16 protein-coding genes are annotated in these 19,459 nt (G+C 70.5%); 6 read left to right on the top strand and 10 right to left on the bottom strand.

What is annotated here, in order from left to right; genetic code table 11:
• Positions 1-7: 7 nt before the first annotated feature.
• The 3 genes from VZQ01_RS00855 to VZQ01_RS00845 all read right to left on the bottom strand — a co-directional run bounded on the left by VZQ01_RS00855 (position 8) and on the right by VZQ01_RS00845 (position 2,910).
• On the bottom strand, positions 8-643 hold the full coding sequence (locus tag VZQ01_RS00855) for a TIGR02265 family protein (RefSeq protein WP_426746665.1): 636 nt from the start codon (positions 641-643) through the stop codon (positions 8-10).
• A gap of 31 nt (positions 644-674) precedes the next feature.
• Entirely contained in the window at positions 675-1,295 is a 621-nt protein-coding gene (locus tag VZQ01_RS00850) for a TIGR02265 family protein (RefSeq protein WP_426746664.1), read from the bottom strand.
• Positions 1,296-1,701: 406 nt separating this feature from the next.
• Entirely contained in the window at positions 1,702-2,910 is a 1,209-nt protein-coding gene (locus VZQ01_RS00845) for an OmpA family protein (protein WP_223751744.1), read from the bottom strand.
• A 270-nt stretch (positions 2,911-3,180) separates the two neighbouring features.
• On the opposite strand from VZQ01_RS00845, the gene VZQ01_RS00840 reads away from it, so the two are divergent.
• A complete protein-coding gene (locus tag VZQ01_RS00840; RefSeq protein WP_408890668.1) occupies positions 3,181-4,137 on the top strand; it encodes an ADP-ribosylglycohydrolase family protein in 957 nt (318 codons plus the stop codon).
• Positions 4,138-4,631: 494 nt separating this feature from the next.
• Positions 4,632-6,077 carry a sensor histidine kinase gene (locus VZQ01_RS00835; RefSeq protein WP_426746663.1) on the top strand — a complete coding sequence of 482 codons (1,446 nt, stop codon included), beginning with the start codon at positions 4,632-4,634 and terminating at the stop codon, positions 6,075-6,077.
• A gap of 9 nt (positions 6,078-6,086) precedes the next feature.
• On the opposite strand, the gene VZQ01_RS00830 is transcribed toward VZQ01_RS00835, so the two are convergent.
• The 4 genes from VZQ01_RS00830 to metF form a co-directional block, all read right to left on the bottom strand.
• Positions 6,087-6,599, bottom strand: coding sequence for a hypothetical protein (locus VZQ01_RS00830; RefSeq protein ID WP_223751741.1), 513 nt, complete (start codon positions 6,597-6,599; stop codon positions 6,087-6,089).
• A 173-nt stretch (positions 6,600-6,772) separates the two neighbouring features.
• Positions 6,773-7,324, bottom strand: coding sequence for a hypothetical protein (locus VZQ01_RS00825; protein WP_426746662.1), 552 nt, complete (start codon positions 7,322-7,324; stop codon positions 6,773-6,775).
• A 177-nt stretch (positions 7,325-7,501) separates the two neighbouring features.
• A complete protein-coding gene (locus VZQ01_RS00820; RefSeq protein ID WP_223751739.1) occupies positions 7,502-7,924 on the bottom strand; it encodes a hypothetical protein in 423 nt (140 codons plus the stop codon).
• A complete protein-coding gene (metF, locus tag VZQ01_RS00815) occupies positions 7,921-8,793 on the bottom strand; it encodes a methylenetetrahydrofolate reductase [NAD(P)H] (RefSeq protein WP_223751738.1) in 873 nt (290 codons plus the stop codon). Before metF ends, VZQ01_RS00820 begins: the two co-directional genes overlap by 4 nt.
• Positions 8,794-8,888: 95 nt before the next feature.
• Here metF and gcvT point away from each other — a divergent pair, with 95 nt between their 5' ends.
• The 3 genes from gcvT to gcvP all read left to right on the top strand — a co-directional run bounded on the left by gcvT (position 8,889) and on the right by gcvP (position 13,395).
• Positions 8,889-9,974 (top strand): glycine cleavage system aminomethyltransferase GcvT, encoded by a 1,086-nt coding sequence (gcvT, locus tag VZQ01_RS00810; protein ID WP_426746661.1) that lies wholly within the window; start codon positions 8,889-8,891, stop codon positions 9,972-9,974.
• A gap of 30 nt (positions 9,975-10,004) precedes the next feature.
• A complete protein-coding gene (gcvH, locus tag VZQ01_RS00805; RefSeq protein WP_223751736.1) occupies positions 10,005-10,397 on the top strand; it encodes a glycine cleavage system protein GcvH in 393 nt (130 codons plus the stop codon).
• 88 nt (positions 10,398-10,485) lie between these two features.
• Positions 10,486-13,395, top strand: coding sequence for an aminomethyl-transferring glycine dehydrogenase (gcvP, locus tag VZQ01_RS00800; protein WP_223751735.1), 2,910 nt, complete (start codon positions 10,486-10,488; stop codon positions 13,393-13,395).
• An 83-nt stretch (positions 13,396-13,478) separates the two neighbouring features.
• Here the strand turns inward: gcvP and VZQ01_RS00795 are convergent, their stop codons facing one another.
• From VZQ01_RS00795 to VZQ01_RS00785, 3 genes are all read right to left on the bottom strand, one after another.
• Positions 13,479-14,417, bottom strand: a complete 939-nt coding sequence (locus VZQ01_RS00795) for a cation diffusion facilitator family transporter (protein ID WP_223751734.1) — start codon at positions 14,415-14,417, stop codon at positions 13,479-13,481.
• 63 nt (positions 14,418-14,480) lie between these two features.
• A complete protein-coding gene (locus VZQ01_RS00790) occupies positions 14,481-15,725 on the bottom strand; it encodes a TonB family protein (protein WP_426746659.1) in 1,245 nt (414 codons plus the stop codon).
• Positions 15,726-15,846: 121 nt separating this feature from the next.
• A complete protein-coding gene (locus VZQ01_RS00785; protein ID WP_426746658.1) occupies positions 15,847-17,628 on the bottom strand; it encodes a SpoIID/LytB domain-containing protein in 1,782 nt (593 codons plus the stop codon).
• Positions 17,629-17,748: 120 nt separating this feature from the next.
• Between VZQ01_RS00785 and VZQ01_RS00780 the strand changes: the two genes are divergently transcribed.
• Positions 17,749-19,401 (top strand): right-handed parallel beta-helix repeat-containing protein, encoded by a 1,653-nt coding sequence (locus tag VZQ01_RS00780; RefSeq protein WP_267696515.1) that lies wholly within the window; start codon positions 17,749-17,751, stop codon positions 19,399-19,401.
• The last annotated feature ends 58 nt before the right edge of the window (positions 19,402-19,459 follow it).

Genomic DNA, 19,459 nt, shown 5'->3' with positions numbered 1-19,459 from the left:
TGGCGCCTCACTCCCAGGACAACGAGTAATCACAGTCGAGCAGCTCCAGCTCGCGGCCCTCGATGCGCACGTGTCGCGCGCCGAGGGCCTCGAGCGCCGCCCTCAGCACGCCTTGGTGATACGGCGGCGGCATGAAGTCCCCACGCACGTGCAGGCAGCCCTCGCGCTCGCTGCTCCATGACACGGTCCGCTTCCCGTAGCTGACGGACGCCGCGTAACCCCACGGCATGTTGTCCACCAGCCTCCGCGGTGAGCCATTGGCCACGCTCAAGAGCGTGCGGCCCACCGCGGACTCCAGGAAGTCCTTCGTGGCCTTCTCGCCCAGGGTCTTCATCGCCGCGTCGAAGCCCCCCAGCCGGGGCGCGAGCAACCCCGCTGCGCAGTACGTCAGCCGCAGGAAGTCATTGACGGGGTAGAGGAAGAACGGGACGAACCTGCGCTCCTTCGAGGCCCGCGCGCAGCGCTCCCGCGTCGCCTCGCCGGCGATGGCGCGCACCACGTCCAGCGTGCCCAGGAAGAACATGCCCCGCGTCTTGTCCTGGGCGGTGGCCGAGGCCAGCCTCCGCGCGAGCTGCGTGAGCGGATCCACCACCCTGCCGGGCTCGGAGCCCGCCTGCGCCGCCTCTTCCGATTGCGTGCTCACGTCCATGTCCCGGATGAGATTGCGTCGCTTCCTACGCCCAGGACACGACGTACTCGCAATCCAGGAGGCTCAGCGGTCGTCCACGCACCCGCGCCACCCGCGTGCCCACCGCCTGCAACACCGCCAGCAACACCCCCTCGTGGTAGGTGTGCGGCATGAAGTCCCTGAACACGTTGATGCAGCCCTCCTGGTGGCCCTTCCACGTGACATGGCGCTCGCCGTACGTGACGGCCGTGCGGTAGCCCGACGGCAGGTTGTTCACGAGCCGACGCGGATCTCCCGCCGCCAGCATCAGGAAGCTGCGCCCCACCACCGAGTCCAGGAAGTCATGGGTGGCCTGCGCGCCGATGATGCGCATCGCCGTCTCGAAGCCTCCCAACCTTGGCGCCAGGATCTCCGCCGCCGCGAAGGACATCCGCAGGAACGCGCCGACGGGGTAGAGGAAGAACGGCACGAAGCGCCGCTCCCCGGACGCCGCGAGACATCGCGCCGCCTGCGTCTCACCCGCCTCGCGCCGCACCACGTCCAGCACGCCCAGGAAGAACATGCCGCGCGCGCGGTCCTCGCTCGCGGCCAGCCCCAGCCGGCGCTCCAGCTCACAGCCAGGGTCCAGGACCTCCCTCTCCCGGCTCCGGAACGCAATCACAGTCATGGACTCCCCCCGTCATGGAACTCGCACCCCGCGCCTCTTCGCGCCCGGGCTGCCTCCCCTTGAAGGTGAGGCAAACCGCGTAGCCTGGAAAGCCCGCCTGGCTGCGACGCGAGTCGGTGTGCGCTGTCCTTGTGGGGACAGTTGAGGGCGCCTCCAGACGGAGGGCCAGGGCGCGACGCGTGCAGACGTCCTTGGCGCGAGGTGACGGCCAATGCACAGCCCGCGCTGCGGGCCGGGGGCGTTCTGGCGTTTTCTGGTCGTTCCTCGAGGACCACGCCTGGAGGAAACGGGGCCTGACGGGGCGTGTCGCATGGAAAAGGCATCCAGGGCGGACGCCGCGATGCGACAAGCCCCCCGCGCGAGGGCTCGCGCGAGGGGCCTGGATGCCCAGGGAGGGGAGGGCGCTTCAGCGGCTCAGGACCTGGACCTCGATGCGGCGGTTCATGTCGCGCCCCTGCGCCGTGTCGTTGGACGCCACCGGCTGCCCGGAGCCCACGGCGGCCACGTCCACGCGGTTGGCGGAGATGCCGTCCGCGACGAGCGCCGAGCGCACCGCCTCCGCGCGCTGCTGGGCCAGCTGCCGGTTCACGTTCGCGTCGCCGGTGGAGTCGGTGTGCCCCTCGATGCGCACGCGCGCGTTGGGCTTCTCGCGCAGCACGGAGGCCAGCTGCCCCACGCTCGCGTCGCTCTGCGGCGTCAGGCGCGCGGAGCCCTCCTCGAAGCCCACGCCGGCGAGCACGAAGCTCTTCGCGCCCCCCTCGATGGCCTGGCGCATCGTCTGCGCGTCCCGGGCGATGGTGGGCGTGCTCATGCCCGCGGTGCCCGCGCCGCCCACGCCGGTGTCCGTCTGCTGGCGCGGCGCCGGCTGGGTGACGCTGGCCTGCTGCCGGCGGGGCTCGTCGCGCCGCGAGCGGGTGAGGAACCACCCGGCCAGGAGCGCGAGCAGCGCCACCGGGATGACCCAGCCCAGGTTGCGCTTCTTGGGCTCGTCATGGTGCACGGGCATCCGCTCGATGGGCTGCTGCCGGCGCACCGTCTCCACCGTGGGGATGGAGCGCGCCTCCTGGACCTCCTCGACGACGCGGGGCCCCGCGCCGCCCATGCCCAGGATGCTGCCCAGGCCCGCGGGCATCGCCGCCGCGAGCAGGGAGCGCTGGCCGCCCAACAGCTGCGACAGGCCGGAGGCGCCCATGCGGTTGTCGCGCACGTGCTTGCCGATGACCCCCATCACCATGGGCGCCACCATGGCCATCATCCCCGTGGCGGACCTGCTGTTGCTGAAGCCGCCCGTGCGGCCCAGCGCGCTGGAGACGGCGCCCAGCTTGTCGCCGAACAGCCCGCTGAGCATGCCCTGTCCGCGCTCGGCCATGTCCGGCGCGAAGATGTCCTCGTTGCCCGCGTTGGGCCCCGTGAAGCCGCCTTCGTTGAGCTGGGACAAGAGCCGCTGCGCGCCGCCCTCGGTGGAGCCCCGCTCCGCCACGCTCCCGCCAATCGCGGCGATGGCGCCCGGCAGGGCCCGGCCCAGCGACATCGGGTCCTCACCCAGCGAGGACCCCATCTTCTGCATCACGTTGCCCGTGAAACGCTCACGCACCATGTCGATGAGGTTGAACATGTGATTTCTCCTCCGCTTCGTTCGGCACCAGTCGCCCCGGTGCGGGGAGTCGCTCTCGGACGGCATGGAGCTCCGGGCTCCGGTGCGAACGACTCTTCAGGGAACGAAGGTGCGGAGTGCGTCGCCAGGGCACATCGCCCCGCTGTCGCGCTCGGGCGCGGAGGCCTCCGCCCGTCCGGCCGCATGCGTCCAGCCAGGCCGCTGGCGGGGCTTGACGCCGGGAGGGCTCGGCGGGAGCGTCGCCTCCTGTCGGTTCGAGGGAGGACGAGCGTGCCATCGCGTGAGGAGCGGCTGGAGGGCGGGCTCTGGGGGTTGCTCGTGGGAGATGCCCTGGGGGTGCCCTATGAGTTCCACGCCCCGGAGGCGATTCCCCCGGCGCGCGACATCGAGCTGGAGCCGCCCGCGGGCTTCCACCGCGCGCACCCGGGCGTGCCGGCGGGGACGTGGTCGGACGACGGCGCCCATGCGCTGTGCCTGCTGGACTCGTTGCTCTTCAAGGGCCACCTGGACCTGGACGACCTGGGCCGGCGGCTGGTGAACTGGCGCGAGTGGGGCTACCTGGCCGTGGACGGGCAGGTCTTCGACGTGGGCATCCAGACGGACCGGGCCCTGGCGATGTTTCGCGCCGGCGCCCCCGCCACGAGCGCCGGCCCCTCGGGCGTCCAGGACAACGGCAACGGCTCCTTGATGCGCGTGCTGCCGCTGGCCCTGTGGCACCGGGGCAGTGACGCCCAGCTCGCCTCGGACGCGATGCACCAGTCCCTGGTGACACATGGCCACGTGCGCGCTCGCGTGTGTTGCGCCCTGTACTGTCTTTGGGCCCGCCGCGCGCTGGAGGGCGCCGCGCGTCCCTGGGCCGAGGCCGTGTCGGGCATGCGCGCGCTGTACCCACCGGGCAGCGAGGCCCGCGAGGAGCTGGACGGCGCCATCCTCCCGCTCGGCGCCGAGGACACGCCGGGCCACGGCACCGGCTACGTGGTGGACTGCCTGCGCTCGGCGCGCGACTGCGTGGCCACGGGCGGTGACTTTGAAGGCGTGGTCCGCGGCGCCATCCGCCTGGGCCACGACACCGACACCACGGCCGCGGTGGCCGGCGGAATCGCGGGCGTGCTCGGGGGCGTGGGGGCGATTCCTTCGCGCTGGCGCTCGGCCATGCGGGGCACCGAGCTGGTGGCGCCGCTGCTGCGCAAGCTGCTGGCGCACCACGCGAGCCCCTCGGCGCAGTGAAACCACGGGCTCCACTCCGCCCACCCCCCCGGGGGCGGAGCGGAGCCCTGAACCAACGCCAGCCGTCGGCGGGACCTCGGGCCCGGGTTGGAATCGCCCTTCTGACTCCGACAGGCTTCGAGCCGGGTCCTTACGCCAGCACCACGCGCGGATGATATGACCCGGGTGATTTCCTGCAACTCGATTCAAAACGGGATTGTGGGGATGTGTGGACGTCTGGCTTTGGAATTGTACCTGGGTACAGTGCCTGTCATTGCAGCCAGGGTGTCGGCTGGTCCTGGAGCGCGACGGAGATGTCGTCGGCACCACAACCGGTCTAAGTGGAAATAACTGTATTGCTGGATAGGTGCGTCGCGTTAAGATGGCGCGGATCCTGAGGGGCCAGTACGGCCGGGGTGAGCCTGAGGATGGCGACCAATCTTGAAGTGGAATCGCTCGTGGGCCGGGCGACGTCGGCTCATGCGGGCAAGCGGGAGTCCCGCTCGAGTCCCACCGTGCCGACGACGGAGTCCGGGCGGCTGGCCTCGCTGTCGTCCGATGGGGCGATGGCGGCGCGTGTGCGAGCGGTGGTGGCGGAGTACCTGGCCGCGGTGCGGGCCCGCGCGGACCGGCTGTGCCTGGGGCTGATGGTGGGCCAGTGGCTCTTCGCGCTCGGCCTCGCGTGGGTGACGTCCATGCCCTCCTGGGGGCCGGAGCCGCACCTGTCGCCCCAGCCCTTCTGGGGGGCGGTGTTGTTGGGCGGGCCCCTGTCCATCATCCCGGTGACGCTGGCGTTCCTGCGGCCGGGCGCGGTGGTGACGCGGCAGGTGATGGCGGTGTCGCAGGTGCTGTGGTCCGTGCTGCTCGTGCACCTGTCGGGTGGGAGGCTGGAGACGTACTTCCATGTCTTCGGCTCGCTGGCGCTCCTGAGCTTCTACCGGGACACCCGCGTGCTGGTGACGGCGGGGGTGACGGCGGGGGTGGTGCACGTGGCGCGCAGCATCGGCTGGCCGGAGCCTGGGGCCGCGTTCGCGGGCGGGCCGACGTGGGGCGCGCTGGAGCTGACGTTCTGGGTGGGGCTGGTGGATGCGGTGCTGGTGCTCGCGTGTCAGGGCGCGGTGCGCGAGATGACGCGCGTCGCGGAGCGGCAGGTGTTGCTGGAGCGGGCGTGTGAGCGCGAGCGGCAGGAGCGCGTGCGCCTGGTGGAGAACAGTGGCCGGGAGCTGCGCGACTCGCGGGAGCGGGTGGCCCGGATGGAGAAGCTCGCGACGGTGGGGCAGCTCACCGCGACGGTGAGCCACGAGCTGCGAAACCCCCTGGCCGCGGCGCGCACGGCGAACGCGGCGGTGGTGCGGCGGCTGCGCAGCGTGAGTGGCGCGCAGGAGGACGAGCGGATCCAGCGCTTCCTGGGCATCATCGAGCGGGAGCTGTCCGTCTGCGCCAGCCTCACGTCGGAGATGCTGGAGCTGGTGCGTGACAGGCCGCTGGTGCTCCAGCCGTGCTCGCTGCATGGGCTGGTGGAGGAGGTCATCGACCTGGTGCCCGCGCGCGAGGCCGTGCACGTGGTCAACCACGTGTCCGTGGGCCTGGAGCCGCCCTGGGTGGACCGCGAGCTCTTGCGCAAGGTGCTCATCAACCTGGTGCAGAACGCGGTGGAGGCCATGCCGCGAGGCCGCGAGGGCAGGGTGGAGGTCTCCGCGGAGATGGCCACCGGGCGCGCCTTCCACATCCGCGTGGCCGACAATGGGGATGGGATTCCGGCGAGCGTGCTGGAGCGCATCTTCGAGCCGCTCTTCACCACCAAGGAGCACGGCACCGGCCTGGGCCTGACGGTGGTGTCCTCCACCCTCCGGCAGCACGGCGGCACGCTCCGGGTGGAGAGCCGCGAGGGGGAGGGCAGCGTCTTCACGGTCAGCCTGCCCGGGACGCAGGCTGCGAGCGGTGTCGCCTGTCCGTCGTGACGGCCCGGCTCAGAACAGCCGGGTGAGGCGCAGCGTCGTCGGGCCCGACAACGAGTGGAGGCCCGAGTACAGGCATGGCGCCAGGTCCATGGTGGAGAGCGCGTGGGTCATCACCACCGCGTCGCCCTGGAAGCGGCCCTCCGTCACCATGCCGATGGACACGTAGGCGCGCGTCCCGTCGATGTTGTGGATGCCCGCGCCCTGGACGGAGAGGGTGGACATGGAGCCGTCGTCCCACGTCACGGTGGCCTGGAGGGGGCCCAGGTTGGACGCGCAGCTGGTGGTGTGCCGGGCCAGCGCCACCAGCCTGCCCGAGGTGACGAGCGGATCACTCGAGGAGCAGCGCTCGTAGGTCGTCTCGTTCGAGTAGATGACGTCCCGGTTCGACAGCCGCAGGCCCGGGTCCCACGCCTGATAGGCGGCGCCGGTGCACGTCAGGTCCGTCATGCCCACCTGCGCCCGGGCGGGTGGGGTGAAGAGGACGAGCGGGGCCAGGAGGACGGGGAGGAGTTTCGAGGGCATGGGTCGGCTCCGTGGAAACGGACGGCTCGGGGTGAGCCGTCCGTGCCTCGCTCGCCAGTGGCGGTGCGGGGACGCCGGATGAGTGGTGCCCCTCCGGGAGCGTCACCAGTCCGCCTTTCGGTCCCATGCGCCTGTCGGGAATCGGCCGCGCGGAAGGTGCGCGGTCCGCCGCGTCACGGCTGGGGCAGCGGCAGCGGCAGTGACGGCGTGTTGATGATGAGGGCCGCCCTGCCCTGCAGCGCCCGCAGGCCCATGGGCGTCAGACATGCCAGGAAGTCCCGGGCGGCGAACGCGTTGGTGAGGGACACCAGGCCGCCCTCGAACTGACCCGACGTCACCCGGCCGAGCGAGGTGAAGATCTGCAGGTTGCCCACGACGTTCACGCCGATGCCCAGCAGCGAGACGGTGGACCTGCTCCCGTCGCTCCACTCGATGACCGCCTCGACCCGCTCGATATTGGCCAGGCAGCTGTTGTTGAACGTCTCGTCGACGCGGATCCTCCCGGAGGTGATGCTGGTGGACGCCGACGTGCACTCGGTGAAGTCCGTGTCGTTCGTGTAGCGCACGTCCGAGGGCAGCACCTTCAACCCCGGCGTCCACGTCTGCTTCACGGTCCCCTTGCAGGTGATGTCCGTGAGCTGGACCTGGGCGGAGGCGGGGGCGGCGTGCAGCAGGACGGCGGCGAGCAGCGCGGGAAGGATGGACAGCAGGTGACGCGGCGACATGACGGCTCCGTGAGGACTGGGCTGGACGGTGCATCCGGTCCAGCACCCCGGGCCGACACGCTGGATGGGCCGGTCATCGGGGCTCCGAATGAGTGCTGCCCCACCCGGTCCCCATCACCCGGACCACGGGTGCCGGATGACTGTCGGCTCCTCCGTGCCCCTTGCGCGCGCCGTCCGTCAGCTCCGGAACGCCTCGCGCACGCCCTCGCGTCGCAGCGTGAAGAGCATCCAGATGGCCACCGGCACGCCGACGACACACGCGGGCGACAGGATGTAGAGCGCCGTGATTCCGCCCACCGTGGCCAGCCCGTAGCCCTTGAGGTTCATCGCGCTCATCGCGCCCCACGCGGAGAGCACGCCGCACAGGATGCCCACCACCAGCATCAGCGCCAGTGACCAGCTCAGCTCCAGCGTCGTCGCGGGTGCGCCCGCTGGCACCAGCGGCGACGTCACGTGCATCGCGGCCAGCACGAAGCCCGCCAGGTTGAAGAAGACGTTCAGCACCCCGGTGCACAGCAGGAAGAAGGCCGGGGCCCGGATGATCTCCACGACCTTGTAGCGGGGATCATCGGGGGGAAGATGGAGACCAGGACCGCTCATAGATGGGCTCGAAGGGCGCTCACGATCATCCGCGTCGCCGGGGACTTGTTGAGCGTATAGAAGTGGATGCCGGGCACGCCGCGCGACAGCAGCTCCATGCACTGCACCGTCGCGTGCGCCACGCCCAGCTGCACCAGCGCCTCCGGCTGGTCCTTCACCCGCTCCAGCTGGAGCCCCAGGCGCATGGGCACCGTGGCTCCGCACATGCGCGTGAAGCGCTGCACCTGCTCGTAGTTGGTGATGGGCATGATGCCGGGGACGATGGGGATGTTGATGCCCGCGCGGCGGGCCCGCTCCACGAAGTCGAAGTAGAACGCGTTGTCGAAGAACAGCTGCGTCACGACGAAGTCCAGCCCCGCGTCGACCTTCGCCTTCAGATGACGCAGGTCGTCGTCACGGGAGGCCGTCTCCACGTGGCCCTCCGGATAGCACGCGCCCCCCAGGCAGAAGTTGAAATCCTCTTCTCGGATGAATCGCACCAGCTCCGACGCATAGGAGAAGCCGCCCTCGGTGGGCTGGAAGGTCGTCTGGCCCTGGGGCGGGTCCCCGCGCAGCACCAGCACGTTGTCCAGCTTCGCGTCGGCCAGGCGCTGGAGCACGTCCCGCAGCTCCTCCCGGGTGTGCCCCACGCACGTCAGGTGGGCCATCGCCTCGATGCCCGTCTGCTGCTTGATGCGGCTGACCAGCTCCAGCGTCCTGTCGCGGGTGCTGCCGCCAGCGCCGTACGTGACGGACACGAACCCCGGCTCCAGGGGCGCCAGGTCCTCCAGTGTCCGGAGCAGGTTGGCCACCCCCTCGTCCGTCTTCGGGGGGAAGAACTCGAAGGAGAAGCAAGGGTTGGACGGATTCAACCGATTACGAATCTTCATGTCGGACCCAGTGTAGACGTTCCGCGTCGGCCTTGATCGGCGAAGGTGCGCGGCTATAGTCCGCGCCGTTTTCATCCCCCCTTCAGGAGAAGCCGATGACCCGGCGTACGCCGCTCAACGAGGCCCACCGCGCGCTGGGCGCTCGGATGGTCGACTTCGCGGGCTGGGACATGCCCGTGCAGTATTCCTCTGTCATCGCCGAGCATGAGGCGGTGCGCAACGCCGTCGGCCTCTTCGACGTGTCGCACATGGGCGAGGTGGAGTTCAAAGGCCCAGGCGCGCTGGAGACGGTCAACGGCCTCATCTCCAATGACCTCGCCCGCATCGCGGACGGCCAGGCGGTCTATGCGGGCCTGCTCAACGAGCAGGGAGGCTTCGTCGACGACGTCGTCGCCTACCGCTTCAGCCCCGAGCGCATCCTCATCTGCGTCAACGCCAGCAACCGCGAGAAGGACTTCGCGTGGATGAAGGAGCACGCGCGCGGCGTCACCCCCGTGGACCGGGGTGACGAGTACGCGCAGATCGCCGTGCAGGGCCCCAAGGCGGTGGGCCTGGTGCAGCGGCTGACGAAGACGGACGTGTCCAAGGTGGGCACCTACCGCTTCGCCGAGGGCGAGGTCGCTGGCAAGCCCGCCATCATCTCCCGCACCGGCTACACGGGCGAGGACGGCTTCGAGCTGTACTGCGCTCCGGGTGACGCGGCGGCCCTGTGGAGCGCGCTGCTCACGGAAGGCCAGCAGGACGGCGTCAAGCCCTGCGGCCTGGGCGCGCGCGACAGCCTGCGCACGGAGATGAAGTACGCCCTCTACGGCAACGACATCGACGATGCCCACACCGCGCTGGAGGCGGGCCTGGGGTGGATCGTCAAGCTGGACAAGGCGGGCGGCTTCATCGGCAAGGACGCGCTGGTGGCCCAGAAGGCCGCGGGCGTGAAGCGCAAGCTGGTGGGCTTCGAGCTGACCGGCGCCGGCATCCCCCGCCACGGCTACCCCATCAAGAAGGACGGCGCCCTGGTGGGCGAGACCACCAGCGGCACCATGGGCCCCACGGTGAAGAAGCCCATCGGCATCGGCTACGTCCCCACGGAGCTGTCCGCCGAAGGCTCCACGTTCGACGTGGAGATCCGCGGCCGCGCCGTGCCCGCCGTCGTCGTCAAGACGCCCTTCCTCAAGAAGTCCTGAACCCTTCCCGCCCCCTGGCAGGAGCACCCCATGTCCGACGCGAACATTCCCGGCGACCTGAAGTACACCGCAGAGCACGAGTGGGCCCGTATCGAGGGCAACAAGGTGGTGGTGGGCATCACCCACCACGCCCAGAGCACCCTGGGTGACGTCGTCTACGTGGAGCTGCCCAAGTCGGGCGCCAAGCTGGAGAAGGGCAAGCCCTTCGGCACCGTCGAGTCCGTGAAGGCCGTCTCCGAGCTGTTCAGCCCCTTGTCCGGCACCATCACCAAGGTGAACGAGGAGCTCACCGCGAGCCCCGAGACGCTCAACGAGGACCCCTACGGTGACGGGTGGATCATCGAGCTCGAGCTCTCGGACAGCAGCCAGCTGGGCGAGCTGCTGGACGCCGCCGCCTACGCCGAGCTGCTCAAGAACGCCTGAGAGGGAAACGCCGAGCGGCCGTTGTTAGTGACGGTCCTCGAATTTTCCGACTCGGATGTCTTCGAGTCGCCAGCGAGTCACCACCGCCATGTCCCTGAACTGGAAGTACCAGGAGTCGTTCGCCGGCCGGCACATCGGTCCGGATGAGCAGGAGCTGAAGCAGATGCTGTCCGCGCTGGGCGTGGACTCGCTCGATGCCTTCATCGACCAGACCGTGCCCCCGGCCATCCGCTCCAAGGAGCCGCTGCGGCTGGGGCAGGCGCGCGGAGAGCACGAGCTGCTCGCGCAGCTGGAGACCATCGCCGCGAAGAACCAGGTGTTCCGGTCCTACATCGGCATGGGCTACCACGACACGCACACGCCCAACGTCATCCTGCGCAACATCTTCCAGAACCCGGGCTGGTACACGCAGTACACGCCCTACCAGGCGGAGATCGCCCAGGGTCGGCTGGAGGCGCTGCTCAACTTCCAGACGGTGGTGATGGACCTGACGGGGCTGGAGGTCGCCAACGCATCGCTGCTCGACGAGGGCACCGCCGCCGCCGAGGCCATGTCGCTGGCCCTGCACGTCAAGGGGGAGGACGCGGGCGTCGCCTTCTTCATCTCCGAGGCGTGCCACCCGCAGACGGTGGACGTGGTGCGCACCCGCGCCGAGCCGCTGGGCGTCGAAATCGTCGTCGGCGACCACCGCACGGTGGACCTGACGGCGAAGAAGTACGTGGGCGCGCTGGTGCAGTACCCGGCCACGGACGGCGCGGTGGTGGACTACCGCGCGTTCGGCGAGAAGGTTCACGCCGCGGGCGGCCTGCTCATCGTCGCCGCGGACCTGCTGAGCCTCACGTTGTTGACGCCCCCGGGCGAGTTCGGCGCGGACGTGGCGGTGGGCAGCGCGCAGCGCTTCGGCGTGCCCATGGGGTACGGCGGTCCGCACGCGGGCTACTTCGCGACGAAGAACGCGTACACCCGCGTGATGCCGGGCCGGCTCATCGGCGTGTCCGAGGACGCGCAGGGCCGGCGCGCGCTGCGCATGGCGCTGCAGACGCGCGAGCAGCACATCCGCCGCGAGAAGGCGACGAGCAACATCTGCACCGCGCAGGTGCTGCTGGCCGTCATCGCCAGCATGTACGCCGTCTACCACGGGCCCAAGGGGCTCAAGGCCATCGCCGAGCGCGTGCACGGGCTGACGGTGGTGCTGGCGCGGGGCCTGGCGAAGCTGGGCCTGAAGACGCGGCACGAGCAGTACTTCGACACGCTGTGCGTGGAGCTGACGGCGCCGCAGGTGCGCGCGGTGCTGGCGGCGGCGGAGTCCGCGCGGATGAACTTCCGCCGCATCGACGAGAAGACCCTGGGCGTGGCCCTGGACGAGACGACGCGCGCGTCCGACGTGGAGGCCATCCTCACCGCCTTCGCCACCGGCGCGGGCAAGGCCTCCCAGGTGCCGTCGCTGGACGACGTGGGCGCCAACGTGGAGAGCTCCATCTCCCCGGAGCTGCGCCGCCGGAGCGAGTTCCTCACGCACGGCGTCTTCAACAGCTACCACTCCGAGACGGAGATGCTGCGCTACATCCGGCGGCTCGAGGCCAAGGACCTGTCCTTGACGCACTCGATGATTCCGCTGGGCAGCTGCACCATGAAGCTCAACGCCACCGCGGAGATGATTCCGGTGACGTGGCCGCAGTTCGGCCGGCTGCACCCGTTCGCGCCCACCTCGCAGGCGGCCGGCTACAAGGTCATCTTCGAGCAGCTGGAGCAGATGCTCTCCGCCATCACCGGCTTCGCGGGCTGCTCGCTGCAGCCCAACGCCGGCAGCCAGGGCGAGTACGCGGGCCTCTTGGTCATCCGCGCGTACCACCAGGGCCGGGGCCAGGGGCACCGCGACGTGTGCCTCATCCCGTCCTCCGCGCACGGCACCAACCCAGCCTCCGCCGTCATGGCCGGCTACAAGGTCGTCGTCACGAAGTGCGATGAGAACGGCAACATCGACGTGGCGGACCTGCGCGCCCGCGCCGAGGAGCACAAGGACAAGCTGGCGGCGCTGATGGTGACGTACCCGTCCACGCACGGCGTGTTCGAGGAGGAGATCAAGGAGATCTGCTCCATCATCCACGAGCGCGGCGGCCAGGTTTACATGGACGGCGCCAACCTCAACGCGCAGGTGGGGCTCACCGCGCCGGGCCTCGTCGGTGCGGACGTCTGCCACATCAACCTGCACAAGACGTTCTGCATCCCGCACGGCGGCGGCGGCCCGGGCATGGGGCCCATCTGCGTGGCCAGCCACCTGGTCAAACACCTGCCGGGGCACCCGGTCATCCAGACGGGCGGCTCGGACGGCATCGGCGCCATCTCCGCGGCCCCGTGGGGCAGCGCGAGCATCCTGCTCATCTCCTGGGTCTACATCTCGATGATGGGCGGCGAGGGCCTCACCCGCGCCACGAAGCTGGCCATCCTCAACGCCAACTACATCGCCGAGCGGCTCCAGCCGCACTTCCCGGTGCTGTACCGCGGCAAGCGGGGCAGGGTGGCGCACGAGTGCATCGTCGACCTGCGCCCGCTGAAGAAGACCTCCGGCGTCGAGGTGGAGGACGTGGCCAAGCGGTTGATGGACTACGGCTTCCACGCGCCGACGGTGTCTTTCCCCGTGGCCGGCACGCTGATGATCGAACCGACGGAGAGCGAGTCCCGCGCGGAGCTGGACCGCTTCTGCGACGCGATGATCGCCATCCGCCAGGAGATTCGCGACGTGGAGGAGGGGCGCATGCCCAAGGACAACAACGTCCTGAAGAACGCGCCCCACACCGCTCGCGTCATCACCGGGCCGGAGTGGAACCGTCCGTACTCGCGCGAGCTCGCCGTGTTCCCGGCGGCGTGGGTGCGCGAGAACAAGTTCTGGCCGTCCGTGGGCCGCCTCAACAACGTGCTCGGGGACCGCAAGCTCGTGTGCTCGTGCCCGCCCATCGAGGACTACATGACGCCGGAGCCCAAGCCCGCCGTCGCCTGACGCGGGCCCGCGGGGCTCGAGCGTGACACCGAAGGGCCGTCTCCTTCAGCGGGAGGCGGCCCTTGTCGTTGTGGGGACTGGATTCAGTGGGACTCGGTGGCCGGGGCCCGCGCGTGTGCCGAGGCGCCGTCGTGCTCGGGCTCCACGTGCACCACCACGTCCACCACCTGGGGATACGCGGTGTGCAGCGTGCGCTCCACGCGGTCCGCCACCTCGTGGGCCTGGGCGGTGGTGAGGTTCGGGTCGACCTCGATCTTCAGGTCGACGTAGACGCTCTCCTCCATGCCCCGGCTGCGCACGTCGCGGCAGCTGCGCACGCCCGCCACGCCCATGGTGTGCTGCGCCACCTGCGCGGGGTCCAACCGCGCCGTGTCGGAGAGGATGCCCACCGCCTGCCGGACGATGCCGTAGGCCACCCACGCGACGAAGACCATGACGCCCAGCGCGATGATGCCGTCCGCCTTCGGGTAGCCCAGCGCCACCAGCCCCAGCGACGCGAGCACCGCCAGCGAGACGTAGACGTCGGACATCGTGTGGCTCGCGTCCGCCATCAACAGGCTGCTCTGGTACTTGCGCCCGTAGTGGCTCTCCACGCGTGTCACCGTGATGTTGACCACGAGCGTCAGCCCCATCACCACCGCCATGGCGGGCGTCACCTGCGCGTGCACGTCATGCAGGAGCGAGTCGAGCGCCATGCGCCCCAGCTCCAACATGCCGATGCCAATCATCGCGCCGATGCCCAGCGACGCGAGCGCCTCGAACTTGCCGTGTCCGTAGGGATGGTCCGCGTCCGCGGGCCGAGAGGCCACGCCCATGGCGACCAGCCCCAGCACGTTGGAGCCGCCGTCGATGAAGGAGTGCAGGCCGTCGGCCGTCACCGCGGCGGACTGGCTCAGCAGGCCGAAGACGAGCTTCGCGCCCGCCACCACCCAGTTGGCCGCGAGGATGGCGAGCAGCACCCCGCGGATGCGCTGGCTGCGTTGCTGGAGCGCGGCGCTCCGGTCGGCGAGGGTCGTGTCCACGGCGCGGCACCGTAACCAGAACCGCGCTCGGGCGCGAGGACCTGCCGCGTGTTCCGCGCGACGTCAGTTGGGTTGGCGGAACAACCGCATGCGGGGCCCGCCGCCCATCTCCAGGAAGAACCCGAAGGAGAAGCGCACCCGGGAGTCGTCACCCAACAGGCCTGGCGGCGGGTTGGGGAAGGGCTGCGCGCGCTGGAACGAGGACACCGCCTCCATGTCCAGGAAGTCCAGGCCGCTGCTCTTCTCCACCTGGATGTCGGTGATGCGGCCCTTCTCGTCGAGGGTGATCTCCAACAGCGTGTGCCTGTCACGACCGGAGTACGTGCGGCCCGTCGGGTCCCTGCGGCGCAGCGACTCGTTCGGGTTCCAGTGCATGCCCACGCTCTGCTTCACGCGGTTGAAGAAGCTGGCGTACTTCCACTCGCGCGAGTTGAGCAGGGTGCCGTCGCCCTCCTCCACGTCCTTCAGGTGGTCATTGGGCGCGGCGCCCAGCACCTTGTCCATGGCCGCGCGCGAGGGCATCAGCGCGGCGATTCCCGGCGAGCCCACGCGCCCCGCGGAGCCTTCTTCCTCTCCGCCCGTGCCGGGCTGGATGCGCAGCCGCTTCGAGTTGCCCGTCAGCTCGTCGCTCTCGGTCTGGTTGTTCACCGCGACGCCACCCGGCGAGGTGGGGTCCGACTTCACCTTCACCTCGTTCTTCTTGTGGATGTCGGGGATCTCGAACGCGAACTTCTGTCCGCCCTCGGCCAGGGGCCGATCATCGTTGCCCATGCCGTTGTTGCCGGCGATGCGCGGCGCCGTGGGCTCCACGTCCGCGCCGTCCTGCTTCTGGGGGGCGGTGCGCTGGGGCATGGCGTTGCGGTAGAAGGGCGTCTGCTCGCGGGCCCGCGTCTCCTTGTCGACGCGGTTGTTGTGCTCGGCCAGGTACTTGGCGTCCGGGGCCTCCTGCTCGTTGCCCGGCGCCAGGTCCACCACCTGTCCCTGGGGGCGCGTCTCCGGCTTCTTCTCCTCGGGCTTCTTCTCCTCGACGCGCGGCCGGCTGGACAGGTTGGGCTGCGTCTTGGTGTTCGCCTGGCCCCGGTTCTTCGCCCACTGGGATTCCGTCATCGGCCGGACGGCCACGGAGGTGGGAGGGCGGGTGACGACCTTGCGCTCACGGGGCGTCACCGGGAGTGTCCCGGTGAACAGGACGACGGCCAGGTAGCCGCCGTGCACCAGCAGCGCGAGCACCACCGCGGCGACCAAGCGCCACGGAGAGCCTCGCCGCCGCTTGCGGCGCCAGTCTGTGGGAGAAGAACCCGTGCTCACGGCGCGATGATAAACCTCCGGGCCCGCTGCCTAGTCCCGTCCCGTTCGCGGCAGAACAGGTGGACTGGGAGGGACATTCGCGAAACGTGCACGGTTCCCCGCGCGCGCCCCTTTTTCGAGCTCAGTAGATGGGGGCGACTTCAGCACCATTGAAGTAGTGGCGGAGGATGTCCTGGTAGCGATGTCCGGCCTCGGCTCGGCCGATGGCGCCAGTCTGACACATCCCTACTCCGTGGCCCCAGCCGCCGCCACGGAAAAGCCAGTGGGTGGGCCGGCCCTCGGCGTCCCGCTCGGCGTCCACCAGGGCCATGCTGCTGTTGAGCATCCCGAAGAGCCTGCGGATGTTCAGCTCTCCACGCACCTGCGTGGCCCCCTTGTCCCCGGACAGCGTCAGCACCCGCGCCCGGCCGGACACGCCCCGCTCGGTCAGCTCCATCGCCTGCACGCGGCCCACGCCCAGCCGGGCCACCAGCGCGTCCACCTGGGCCGCCGTGAAGCGCTTCTCCCAGCGGAACTTGCTCGGCTGCGCGAAGCTGGAGAGCCGGCAGGCGGCCCTGACCTCCGACGTGGCCAGCCACGCGGCCAGGCGGGAAGGGGAGGGGCCCGAGGCCACCGGCACGAGGATGTCCGGACGTCCCCGGAGACTCGGGTCCGGAGGGCCGCCCCAGACGATGTCGTTGTCCTCCGTGTGGCCGCCGCACACCGCGCTGTAGACGGAGTCCACCAGCCGGCCCTCCGCGCTGAAGAGCGCCTCGCCCCGGGTGGCCTCCACCGCGGCGGTGGTGCTCACAGCCTCGCCCGTGCGTCCCCGGTACACCGCGCAGTGCTGCTCCGAGCAGAGCAGGTACGGGTCCGCCAGGTGCTTGATGCCCACCTTCGCGAGCACCTCGCCGCGCGCGGTGACGGCCTGGGCCTTGAGCGCCTCCGAGTGGGCGCGCGCGAAGATCTCCGCCGGCACCAGGCCCTTGAGCAGGTCCTCCAGGGGCACCACGTTGACCACCGCGAGCAGGCCCGCGCGGTCCACGGCGAACTGGAGCGAGCCCCGGAACGTGCGGTCCTCGAAGCCGTGGAAGTCGTAGCCCACGCCGAACTCCACCTGGCGCACGTCGAAGCCCGCGCCGTCCGGCGTCTCCGTGTCCAGCCGGTCCTGCGCCAGCCCCACCACCGCGCCGGACTCGTCGCGCACCTCGAGGATGCCGCGCCCCGGCGTCTTCGCCTCCTCGAACAGCGTCGTGCGCACGCCGAACGTGCGCAACAGCTCCGCCTGTCGCGCCGCCGCCTCCTCGGGCGTGAGCGTCTCGTCGACGAGCAGCAGCGTGCGCCGGTTGTCGATGACCTTGCCCGCGATGCCGTACACCGCGCCCAGCACGTGCGTGCGCACCGCGAGGCCTCGCGCCTTCCACTCCTCCTGCGCCGCGGCCAGACCCTCCTTGTCCGCGAAGCGGTGCTCGCTCAGCTGCACCCGCGCGGACAGCACCGCGGCCTCCGCCTGCGTCACGCGCACCGTCCACCGCGTGCCCGCCGCCGCGTCCAGCACCTTGTCCTCCGGCCCGCCGAAGCGCATCCGCATCCGCCCTCGGGGCGAGAACGTCGCCTCGCGCCGGCCCTCCATGAGGCGGATGGGCAGCCGGGGCTCTCCGCCTCGGAAGTCCAGGCGCTTGAGCTCTCCCGGACCGGGGATGCCCTGCGACAGCGCGTCCGGGAGCGGCGCGGGAGCAGGGGGCTCCTCGCCCGCGTCCGCGACCCCTGCGTCCACGGGCGGCTGCGTGCCCGCGTCGACGGGCACCTCCTGGCGCTCGTCCGCTCGCCCGTCCACCGGGGTGATGGTTCGGGACGGCGGCTTGGGGCTCGCGCAGGTGGCGAGCAGCAGGGCGGAGAGCAGGAGCGGGACGGCGGTGCGCACGGGGGGCGACACCGTACCCGTCAGTCCGGGGCGTGTCACGGACCGGACGCCCGTGAGCCCGTCCGGGTCCACTTGTCCTGTGGCGAATAGAACGCGGCGCGTCTCGCGTTGGTCCTGCTCATGCGAATTTCCAAAGGCAACTTCCTGAAGCTGAAGACTCCCGTGGCCGCCGTGGCCACCAGCCTGCTCATGCTCGGTACGACCGCTCACGCAGCGGGCCTGGATGCCTTCGTTCCCACGCCGAACATCCCCGGCGTCTCCACGACGCGCGCGCCCGCGTCGCAGCCCACGACGGGCAGCCTGCCGGCCATCGGCGTGCAGCCCGTGGCGGGGACTCCCGTGGAGGCGTTGCCGGACCATGCGGACCACGCCGTCATCGCCACGCCCTCGCCGCAGCCGGGCATCCAGGCGAACGGGCTCGCGCCCGCCTCCGCGTCTGCGCAGTCCTTCACCCGCGAGTGGGTGGTGAGCCCCTCGGGCGACGACAACGGGGACGGCAGCGCCGCGCAGCCGCTGAAGACCATCACCAGGGCCGTGAGCCTCGCGGGCCCCGGTGAGGTCATCCGCGTGCAGGCCGGCACCTACGCCGAGCGCGTCATCATCGGTGCCAACGCGAAGGCGGGCACCGAGGGCGCGAAGATCACGCTGCAGGGCGAGGGCAGCCCGCGCATCGTCCCGGGCCCCGGCAGCGGCGGCATGGTGCAGGTGCGCCAGCCGCACTGGGTCATCGACGGGTTCGAGCTGGACGTGCAGCGCCAGCCCATCTTCGGTGTCACCTTCGAGGGCGACGTCACCGGCTCCATGCTGGTGAACTCCCACCTGCACCACGGCGGCGGCGGCGCGGCCGTGACGACCTTCAACAAGGCCACGGGCGCCATCATCGAGAACAACCACATCCACGACTTCCTGAAGACGACGGGCAACCAGGACTCGCACGGCGTCGTCGTGCAGCCCACGTCCAAGGACATCACCGTGCGCAACAACGACATCCACTCGAACTCGGGCGACTCCGTGCAGTGCCTGGGGCCGGAGGGCTTCAGCTCGCTGCCGCCCGCGGATGGCCTCGTCGTGGAGAACAACCACTTCTACGCCAACCGTGAGAACGCGGTGGACATCAAGACCTGCTACGGCGTGGTCATCCGCAACAACCGCATGCACCAGTTCCGCCCCTCGAGCACCGCGAAGGGGGACGTCGTCGTCATCCACTACTCCGCGAGCAACGTGCTGGTGGAGGACAATGAAATCTACGACGGCGCCAAGGGCATCTCCGTGGGCGGCAACCACGAGGGCCCCGTGCCCTCCGGCATCGTCGTGCGCCGCAACCGCGTGCACGGCATCTCCAACGCCAACGGCGGCGAGGGCACCGGCATCCGCCTGGAGAACTCCCAGGGCACCGTGGTGGTGAACAACACCGTCACCGGCACGACGACCGGCCTCATCATCGGCCACGGCACCGGCGGCCCCACCCAGTCCGCGGTGGTGCAGAACAACATCCTGGATGGCTCCGTCGCCGTGGACCTGGGCGGTCAGGCGCCGGGCCTGAAGCTGGGCAACAACCTCTTCGCGGCCAGCGGCCAGTTCAAGAGCCAGGGCGCCATGGTGGGGACCGAGCAGTTCCTCGCCACCACCGGGGACGCGTCGTCCTCCAGCGGCTCCGCCGACCTGGGCGAGGCCTTCGGTCCCGGTCCCCAGGCCGTGGACCGGGGCGTCGACGTGGGCCTGCCGTTCTGCGGCGGCGCCCCCGACATCGGCGCCGTCGAGATGGGCTGCTGACCCGTCCGACGGCCTGCTCGGCGGGGGAGGGCTCACCTGACGCCCGGAAATGAAAAGG

The organism is Myxococcus faecalis (genome assembly GCF_050039385.1).
Classification (GTDB): Bacteria; Myxococcota; Myxococcia; order Myxococcales; family Myxococcaceae; genus Myxococcus; species Myxococcus fulvus.
This window is presented reverse-complemented; position numbering and strand designations above follow the sequence as displayed.